This window comes from Xenorhabdus sp. IM139775 (assembly GCF_028598745.1).
In the GTDB taxonomy this organism is placed as follows: Bacteria; Pseudomonadota; Gammaproteobacteria; order Enterobacterales; family Enterobacteriaceae; genus Xenorhabdus.
The window spans coordinates 1-9,039 of the sequence record NZ_JAQRFK010000093.1; the positions used below are offsets into that span (position 1 = coordinate 1).

The following is a 9,039-nucleotide window of genomic DNA, read 5'->3' on the forward strand; positions in this document are numbered from 1 at the left end:
CTTTTCTTTAATGGCATGATTAAAACTTTTAGGATTAGGGTGAGCATAAATAATCATATGTTTCATTTTCTGATATTTCCTTTGAGAAATAAAAACAACGTTGATTTAGCAACATCATTAATATTAATCGACCCAATAAAAAGTTGATTCATTTAAATAGACTCGTCTTATTGCAAGATAATAAACTGTTTATGCGCCCCCTCTTTCTCCACCATCAATGGTCAACCCCTGAGCAGTGATCATCGCTGCTTCAGGCGAAATAAAAAACATTACCGTATTGGCAACATCTTCCGGACTCACTAACCGCCTTAATGGGATTCTTTTTTCTGTCCGCCGGAGTAAGGCTAATGTTGAGCAACCGATTAATTTCGCATGGGGTTCCAACCCCTTAACCAACATTGGCGTATTGACCCAGGCAGGCAATACCGCATTGACGGTAATTTGCCTCTCTGCCAAATCCAAAGCCAGTGATTTGGTTAACCCAAGCAAGGCATGTTTTGAAGTACAATACGCGGTATTCCGCGTTGTTCCCATCCGGCCAAGAATTGATGAAATAATGACGACCCTGCCACCGTAAACAATATCCGGCACAATATGCGCTAATAAGCGCTGGGTGGCGTGCAGATTAGTTGCCAATACCGCATCCCAAATCGCGTTCTGGTCAATATCATTATCATCTGCCCTGCCATGACTCACGACAATCCCCTGTAAATGACACTCTTTAACCAAAGAGATTAATGTATTAATCATAGTTTTTTCATCAACCAGATCAAGCTGAAATGGCCGAATATGTTCCGGTGATTGTGCGGCCAGTGTATTTAATCCCTCTTGGTTAATATCAATGGCAATAACATGATATCCTGCGGCAACCAGTTTTTGGCACACCGCAAAACCGATACCACTGGCGGCACCCGTGACAATATAGGTTAACATGATCTTTTCCTTAATTAGCTTAATGCGATACCACCATTAACGTGAATGATCTCCCAGGGCGAGAGCACGAACGTTTTTCGACCTTAATTTGTATGCAACACAGTCAATTATAGGGCGAATATCACTCAATTCGGTCTTGTTAAAGTATCAATCAGTGTTTTATTTGCACGGATCGTTCAAAAAACAGGCTTTCATGCTCTCGCCCTGAATGATCTCCCCCGTCATATAGTTATTTTCTATTAGAAAACCTATCGCACTGGTAATTTCGCTGACTTGCCCCACCCGCTTAAGCAAGACTTTATTATTGATAATGTCCTTATTCACTTTTAATAAAGATTCCGTCATTTCAATCTGAATAATGCCGGGTGCCACCGCATTCACCCGGATATTTTTAGGTGCCACTTCAACGGCAAGTGCACGGGTCAATGACTCAATCCCGCCTTTGGTGGCGGCATAAATTGACTGGCCTTTATTGGGCCGTGTGGCGGAAATCGAGGAAATGTTGATAATCTGACCACTGCGTTGCGGGATCATGACTTTCAACACTTCACGGCTACACAGGATATAGCTCAATAAATTGTTGTTGATCAGCAACTCAATATCTTTCAGCGCCATCGTAGCCAGTAATCCATCGCGTGTGATCCCCACGTTATTGACCAGAAGATCAATACGGCCAAATGTTTCGTTGACAGTATGAATAAAGGTGCTAACCGCTTCTGCTCTGGCAAGATCAGCCTTAACAGGCAATACATCCGGGTAATCCTGCACAACTTGGGCCATAAAATCGGCAATCTGGGGCGTTTCGTTCCGATAACAGAATGCGACCCGATATCCCTTCGCCAGCAGGTTTAATACTATCGCCCGACCGATGCCCTTGCTTCCTCCCGTCACAATCGCGCATTTTTTTAAGGCGTCCGGGGCGGACGCGATATTCTTACTCATAGACTTGAATTCTCTTTGATCTCAGACAGGCTGAAATTGTGCTTCTTGGCGATGGCCATAATGTCGAGAACTTGGTCAGTCGAAATATTCCCGTATGAGAAATTGCCCTTGTATTGTTCCAGTGCCAACAAAATGGTTTCTGCCATGCAGGCATAGACCTGCCCCTCTTTCAGATAGGCCCGGACTCTGGGGTCCAGACTGTCATGATGTGGCGTCTGCACAATACCGCCCCGCAGTATTTTGATATCCGGCCGGTTGAGCAAATCTTCATCAGAAAGATTATGCGGCACCGAAATATCACAGACGATGACCCCTTGTTTGATTTTTTCGACCGAGATAAATGCCTCGGAAGCATTCGCGGCACACACAATGACATCACAGTTTTCAATATCAGCAATATCCTGAGAAGTATGGATAAAGGTTTGGTCAGGATAATACTGGGCCAAATAGTGATCTATCGCTTCACCCACATGGGTTTTGTCCGCATTAATTTTGCCGGCCAGATAGTCATCCGGCATCGTGGAGAGACAATCCGACACCCTTTTCGCCAACCCACCCGCAACAAGCTGCCTGTTCACGATGAATTGTTCATAGAGAGTTTGATAAATAGGGTATTTCACCGCATTCAGTTTTTTCAGTGAACCGTGGTGACTGCTGCCGATCAGCACCATATCCTGAAATTGCGGCCCCAGAATCTCAGCATAAACACGCCCGATATTTCCGGCACCGCCCACAATCGCAAGCCGCATCTTGCTCGTGTCTTGACCCGCAATGCTTTTTTGCAACGCTTCAATCCCAATTCCCACGGTAAACGCATTGCCGGTTGTCACGCTGATCGGGGGATTTTTTAACGATTTACCATTATTGGTGATGATTGAGGTAAACATGCCCAATCCAACGACGTTATTGCCATCAGCGGCCGCCTGAGTGACGCGAATATCAATTTCATGCCGCAGCCGCTCTAGATCATTGTTGACCAAAGCCTCCCTGATCATTTTGGAGGTCACGGTGAGCGGATAAAGCGTGAACTCCACCATTTTGCCGTTACCCGAACGAATGCGGGCGGCCCTGAACGGTTTCGTCGCCAGATTGAATGTGGTGTTTTCAACAAACAATTCCAGTTCTTCATCGCTGAAGAGACTGAATGAAGGATCAACGTCCCTTAGCCCGCTGGCAGAAATCAGATGGTTGATAAACGCGGCCTTATAATCCGCCAAGCCATCATCCGCTAAATGTGCTTGCTTAAGGCGGTAATCCGCAGGGGTGGATTGATCCATTTTTCCAAGCATAGGCGCAATAATAAAGCCTGCGTTGGCGTGGCGAATGGCAAGGCACACTTTGGCAAGCGCTTCCACAAACCGGATAATGTGGGACAGTTGCAAAAATACGGAGGGTTCCACCCGGATCACATTCGCGGCACTGCCTGACGGTGCGACACGAATACGGCTGCCACACAGTAAATGTCCGCTGAGTACATAGCCTAAACTACCTTGTACCGCGATATTTTGCAGAATATAAGAGTCTGAATTAATCACATCGTGGAATTCTATCCCCCAAATCAACCCTTTGCCGCGAATATCTCGGATCACATCAGGATACTGCCCTTTCAACGCATTCAGATGGGTGTTGAACGCGTCTCCCAGTTGGGTCACCTGCTTAAGTAATTTGCCCTGTTCGGCATACAGCAGATTGATATAATCCAGTGCGACCCGACAGGAGAAATCATCTTCGCCAAATGTTGAGCTTTGGATGACATCAAACCCCGGGGTAAAACTTTCCTGACGGATGGCTACCACCCCAATTTTGACGTAACCGCCCCCCAATGCCTTAGAAAGCACAAAATAGTCAGCCTGAATCCCCGCATCACCGGAGGCCACTAAAAACCCGCATCGTCCTGAACCCGCCTGCACTTCATCCGCAATAATCGGGCAACCAATGATCTGTTTTAACTGGTTAATATTCCTGACCTGCTCCGCACTGAGCGGATAAACGCCCCCTTCCCCCTGAACCGGTTCAATCATCAATGCCGTCACGATCCTGAAGGTTTTTTTCGTCAGGATGAACTGACCATTTTCTTCCTCCGGTAACCACAACCAACCATTGAGGACATCATTGGCTTTTTCACCCATCGCAACCCACTCAGCCAAATTTTCAGCGGTGAGAAAGCGGGTATTTATGGCTAATCTTTTAAGATAGTGACGATACATGACACCGTGCGTACAGTTCGCGGTGACCATCATCTTGCCGTGGAAAGCATGTTCAAGGGCGAGAAATGTCGGTTTGGTCTCCAATCTTGCTTGATTGAATGCAGCCAAAGCTACTTTAATCTCTTCAACAGAGGCACCTTTTCCCAACCGCAATTGTTCACGCTGCTCATCGGTCAGTACCATTTTTTTCCCGCCCGCCACGCTGGCCGTCGCGGTCGCGATTTCCTGCTCCAGCGATAAAAGCTGCGCATTACGGGTAAATTCGGCACTTTTCAGTGCCACTTCCATCGATTCCGCGCCAGTGCTGGCAAAACAGAATATAAAATCGCCACGCTTTCCGGTTTCTTCTTTCAACAGCTCATTTAATCTTTCAGCCAATACTGCGGCCGGCTTTCTAATGGAAAACTGATTATGAATTGGGGTTTCTTCATCAAGGTAACGTTTGATTTTTTCTCTGATCATCGGTGAATTATGCCCCAGTAATGTCGCACCATATCCGCCCAGAAGATCCAGAACCGGAATTTCTTCCCCATTCTCATCCTGATAATAAAGAAAATCACCCGCAGCCCGATGATAAGTTCGGTTTAAACCCAGTGAGATCAAGGCACGGGTAAGCTGAGGCTTACAAAATGTAGCGTAACTTTCCATTGTGAACCCTTATTGTTAATGAAAACTTTCAACCAATATCCGGGAGGTCATATGTTCTGTTATATCCTTGATAAAATGGATAGTTTCAGCGGAGTAATTCCCTTCACGATACCGGCGGTACAAAGCAGCAACATTGATAGTCGGATAGTGGCGCTGGCTCGGTTCGTTATCACTGGTCAGAATGAAGGTGACACCAAATTCAACAAACGGTTTAGCCATGTCGGGCTGGGGTTCACGGGCAAGATGGCCCATACCGGAAGCCACCACTAACGCATAGTCAATGGTACCTTGACTGAGCAGTAATTCGGCTTCATTAAAGGCCGATAACAACCCCATGTTTCCACGGAGAAAAGAGGCGCAATCCCCTTGCAGCCCCAGTTCCTGAGAAAGTACCCCCAGCAGGTTATTACTGAGCGACAGCGTAATGATGAAAGGATTTACCTGTCCTGATGTCCAGATAGTCCGGTAGATATCATGTTCATCCTTGACGCCGTTTTGCCCTGCTTCTGCCAACAGCTCTGACGGCATGGGATGAAGATAGCCATACTGCGTGGCATACAAGCCAAATTTTATGGCGGGATCATGAATATTCAGCCCTGATGACCGTAAGGCTCTTCGGCTTGAAATAAGACCTTTTTCTGTGCCGATAGCATAAAAGCGCCTGAGTTTGCTGTTCTTAATCAGTTCACGGCCACCATCACCATGATCCAAGCGATTAAATTCGGGCTGATCGCTGATTAAGCCATAGCCAATAAGTTTGATTGCTTTACTTTCCATCATATCCCCCTATGACCAGACACGAATTAATCCCCCCGAAGCCAAATGAGTTGGTTATCGCGTTTTGTACCGGGGCGGCTCGCCCTTGTTGTGGGACATAATCCAAATCACAACGTGGATCAGGTGTTTCAAGATTAATCGTGGGAAGAATGAACTGATTTTTCACGGTGAGAATGGTTGCCACAGCCTCAATCGCGCCCGCTGCCGCGATCCAGTGACCCAGCATGGATTTGGTGGATGAAACCAGAGGGGGCTGGGAACCAAAGACACGCTTGATGACGGCAGTTTCCAGTGCATCATTCAGCGGCGTGGATGTACCGTGAGCATTAATATAATCGATCTGTTCAGGACGTAATCCACTGTCCCTGATTGCCTGCCTGATGGCATTTTCTGCGCCAAGGCCTGCGGGATCTGGCGCGGTCAGTTTATGGGCATCGAGGGAAGCGCCATAGCCTTTAATCTCAGCATAAATTTTAGCTCCCCGGCGCAATGCGCTTTCTTCACTTTCAAGCACCAAGAAAGCACCGCCTTCACCCGCCACCAACCCACTGCGGTTTTTATCGAAGGGGCGGCACAGCCTGTCACTCCATTTCTCCGTTATCGCCGTTGCCCCCAATAGCTTCAAACCAACCAAGGCATGTAGGTTAAGCACGGAGTCCGCGCCACCTGCCAGCATGATCGACGTCTCTTGCCTTTTGATGGATTGACACGCCAGCCCAATCGCATGGGCACCGCCCGCACAAGCCGCATTCACATTCATTGCTGGCCCGGATAAAGAAAATCGGCGGGCAATGGCTGTCACCATGCCATCATTGCCGCATCTCAGGCCAGAATAGGGACTCAGGTGATGACGTAACCCGAACAGGGTGTTCTTATCACATTTGCGCCACTGGTGTCGGTCATCTTCGGAGAGTTCAGAGACACCGCTGCATCCATAAATACCGATGCGATTATCAGATAGCGGCGAGGGATTCAGCCCGGCATCTTCCAGCGCCTTAGCCGCTGCAATCATCCCCATCACGCCACGTTTCTCGGTCATACCCGCTGCCGGCAGATGGGCTGAGTTCCCAGCAACCAGCGCATCAAAATCAATCTGGGCAGCGTACTTCACAGGCAGGGCACCATTGTCCCCAAATGCCAGTGGCTTAATGGCGGACTCCCCGGCGCAAAGTTTCTGCCAGAAAATGTCAAGATCCGTGCCAAAAGCACTCACAATCCCCATACCCGTGACAAAAACACTATGATCAGGCTTCATCACACTTCTCCCTCTTGGTCAGCCCCATCCGGAGCAAAACAGCAATACACTGATTTTCCAAGCCATGTGCCAACACCAATGTCAAACGGGGCAGTTGCTGACGGATCAGGTTCAGATTGACGTTATCTACAGCGACGCCTTTTTTCGCCATCGCCAGCGCCAAATTAACCGCAATGAAGGGTGCCGCAGCGCCGGTATATCCGACGGCTTTATCGAGATTAAACTGCAAGGCTTCGGGGAATGTGTCGTAGGCCTGTGTGGTGAATGGATCTTCCGTTTTCCCGACGTGGATAATTTGATCTGGCGGTAAATTCCATGCGTTCACTTCTGACAGGAAGCGGGCATATTGGTGACTATTTTGCGATGTCATGCGATAAACATGGACTATCTCGTGATCGGCTTGCTGGTTATCACCATGCAGGGTAATAAATGAAGCCGCTTCCGCGGGGAACCATGCCATATCTTTGATTAAGCGTTCGTAGGCCAAGTAATACCACGGTGAGATTTTCTGGCCGTTGCCCCCACAAAGGGCAAACTGGCTGCGGTTTTCCTTGAGGCTGTAGTACCCTTCCAACAAGGCTTGGCCTCCCGCATCAACATGAGGCGAAAAGAAAACGTTATCGCCGCAGATATTAAGGTGCTGTGATAATTGGCTGGCGGTAGAGGTATTCAATAACACCAGCCCCATCAGCGGCGGTGTTTCCACCAGTGCCTTGGAAACATAGCTTTCATCATCCGTGGTATCTGCGGCGATCAGGTAAGCGTTATTATCGGCATCACTCGTTCCCATCCCAATAAACAACCCGCGTTGTTCCGGGGAAAAAGCCTCTCCGTTACTGTTTTCCCAAGTTTTGATGCCGGTATAGAGCACCCACTGACTCTGTGCATGTGCTGCCCGCCGGATCATCTTATCCGTGGGGGGCATAACAAAAGCCCCCTCTTCAATGAATCTTTCCCCAATAATATTGGGTAAATGCGGTGTGTGACCTGACAGGCGGGCGGGTTTGATTGTGCCATTAATAAGGTTATCCATATTCAGGCCATCGGGAAGCAAACTGACGCCACTGGTAATATAAATCCCCATGATTTACCCCTCAAACCGCTTCAAGATCAGGCTGCTATTTTCCCCACCGAAACCAAAGGAATTACTCATGATATGGTTAACGTGGATGGCTTTTGCCGAACGGTTGACATTAACCGCACCATCCATTTTTCCCGATTCAGAAAAGTTCAGACTGGGCAGGATCAGTGCATTTTTCAGTGTCTCAATGGACAGTATGGCTTCCAACAGACCGCTGACAGCCAGTGAATGCCCCGTCGCCGATTTCGTGGATATCACCGGTGGATGGTGGGGGAAAAGTGCATTAATCGCCCGGCTTTCCGCCAGATCATTACTCACCGTAGAAGTGCCATGAGCATTGATATGATCAATATCATTCGGCGATAAGCCAGCATCGCGCAATGCCTCAGACATGCAGCTAAGATAATATTGGCCGGACAAATCCGTTGAGGTCATTTTATACCCTTCAGACTGGCGGGATATCCCGGCAATTTCAGCTAGGATAGGGGCTTTTCTGGCAACCGCGTGAGAATAACGCTCTACGACCAAAAACGCAGAAGCATCTGCAAGGACGCAACCTGATCTATCTTTATCGAATGCGCGTGAAGATTGGCGCAAATCTGCAAATGTCCCGCAATAAAGTGCTCTCACTTTTTTGAACAATACCTGCATAATCGGATGGGTCGCCTCTTCAGAAGCGCCAACCAATGCGATATCCAGCCTGCCGCACTTGAGATTCTGGCATGCGGAATAAAGCGCCGTCATTCCGGCGGTACAGGAATCACTGTAGACTTTTGGTAATGCCGGAATTTGCAAATGGCCTGCCAGTTCCTCAATCAGTTCATAAGGGGGCACTAACTCCCCGACGCGTTCAATATCAACATATTTTGATGGATGAGCTATTTCTGCATTGCAGTAACGCGATAAGGCTTTACTATCAAGAAACATTTTATTATTGGCAAAGAATAATTCACATTTCGCTTGATTCAGCGCCTTGTGAGTTAATCCCGCCATGCGTAAACTCTTTGATGCTGCACCGCAGGCCATCAAAAAAACACGATTATTGGATAATTGTCCTGCAAAGTTGAATTGATTACGTAACCTATCTACATCTTCCGACGATAACTTGGCACTGGGAATGTTTGCTATTCCATATTCCTTTAATAGCTCATCTTCACAGATAAGTGATTTCCCTTCTGCCAATGAATTAAATAAAT

7 protein-coding genes are annotated in these 9,039 nt (G+C 47.8%); all 7 read right to left on the reverse strand.

What is annotated here, in order from left to right; genetic code table 11:
* Positions 1–189 precede the first annotated feature (189 nt).
* Positions 190–933 carry an SDR family NAD(P)-dependent oxidoreductase gene (locus tag PSI17_RS14915; RefSeq protein WP_273552727.1) on the reverse strand — a complete coding sequence of 248 codons (744 nt, stop codon included), beginning with the start codon at positions 931–933 and terminating at the stop codon, positions 190–192.
* A 159-nt stretch (positions 934–1,092) separates the two neighbouring features.
* Complete coding sequence (locus PSI17_RS14920) at positions 1,093–1,875, reverse strand: SDR family NAD(P)-dependent oxidoreductase (protein WP_273552728.1); 783 nt, start codon at positions 1,873–1,875, stop codon at positions 1,093–1,095.
* Complete coding sequence (locus tag PSI17_RS14925) at positions 1,872–4,730, reverse strand: aminotransferase class III-fold pyridoxal phosphate-dependent enzyme (RefSeq protein ID WP_273552729.1); 2,859 nt, start codon at positions 4,728–4,730, stop codon at positions 1,872–1,874. Before PSI17_RS14925 ends, PSI17_RS14920 begins: the two co-directional genes overlap by 4 nt.
* Before the next feature lie 15 nt (positions 4,731–4,745).
* On the reverse strand, positions 4,746–5,507 hold the full coding sequence (locus PSI17_RS14930; RefSeq protein ID WP_273552730.1) for a hypothetical protein: 762 nt from the start codon (positions 5,505–5,507) through the stop codon (positions 4,746–4,748).
* On the reverse strand, positions 5,497–6,762 hold the full coding sequence (locus PSI17_RS14935) for a beta-ketoacyl-[acyl-carrier-protein] synthase family protein (RefSeq protein WP_273552731.1): 1,266 nt from the start codon (positions 6,760–6,762) through the stop codon (positions 5,497–5,499). Before PSI17_RS14935 ends, PSI17_RS14930 begins: the two co-directional genes overlap by 11 nt.
* The gene (locus tag PSI17_RS14940; RefSeq protein WP_273552732.1) at positions 6,752–7,846 is read right to left on the reverse strand and encodes a hypothetical protein; all 1,095 of its coding nucleotides are present in this window, start codon (positions 7,844–7,846) and stop codon (positions 6,752–6,754) included. The genes PSI17_RS14935 and PSI17_RS14940 overlap by 11 nt, the downstream gene beginning before the upstream one ends.
* Before the next feature lie 3 nt (positions 7,847–7,849).
* Positions 7,850–9,039, reverse strand: a 1,190-nt coding sequence (locus PSI17_RS14945) for a beta-ketoacyl-[acyl-carrier-protein] synthase family protein (protein ID WP_273552733.1), incomplete at its 5' end; no start/stop codon positions are given.

Bases quoted from the DNA above. Each gene is read 5' to 3' on its own strand.
- PSI17_RS14915 (WP_273552727.1), bottom strand. From the start codon at position 933: ATGTTAACCTATATTGTCACGGGTGCCGCCAGTGGTATCGGTTTTGCG.
- PSI17_RS14920 (WP_273552728.1), bottom strand. From the start codon at position 1,875: ATGAGTAAGAATATCGCGTCCGCCCCGGACGCCTTAAAAAAATGCGCG.
- PSI17_RS14925 (WP_273552729.1), bottom strand. From the start codon at position 4,730: ATGGAAAGTTACGCTACATTTTGTAAGCCTCAGCTTACCCGTGCCTTG.
- PSI17_RS14930 (WP_273552730.1), bottom strand. From the start codon at position 5,507: ATGGAAAGTAAAGCAATCAAACTTATTGGCTATGGCTTAATCAGCGAT.
- PSI17_RS14935 (WP_273552731.1), bottom strand. From the start codon at position 6,762: ATGAAGCCTGATCATAGTGTTTTTGTCACGGGTATGGGGATTGTGAGT.
- PSI17_RS14940 (WP_273552732.1), bottom strand. From the start codon at position 7,846: ATGGGGATTTATATTACCAGTGGCGTCAGTTTGCTTCCCGATGGCCTG.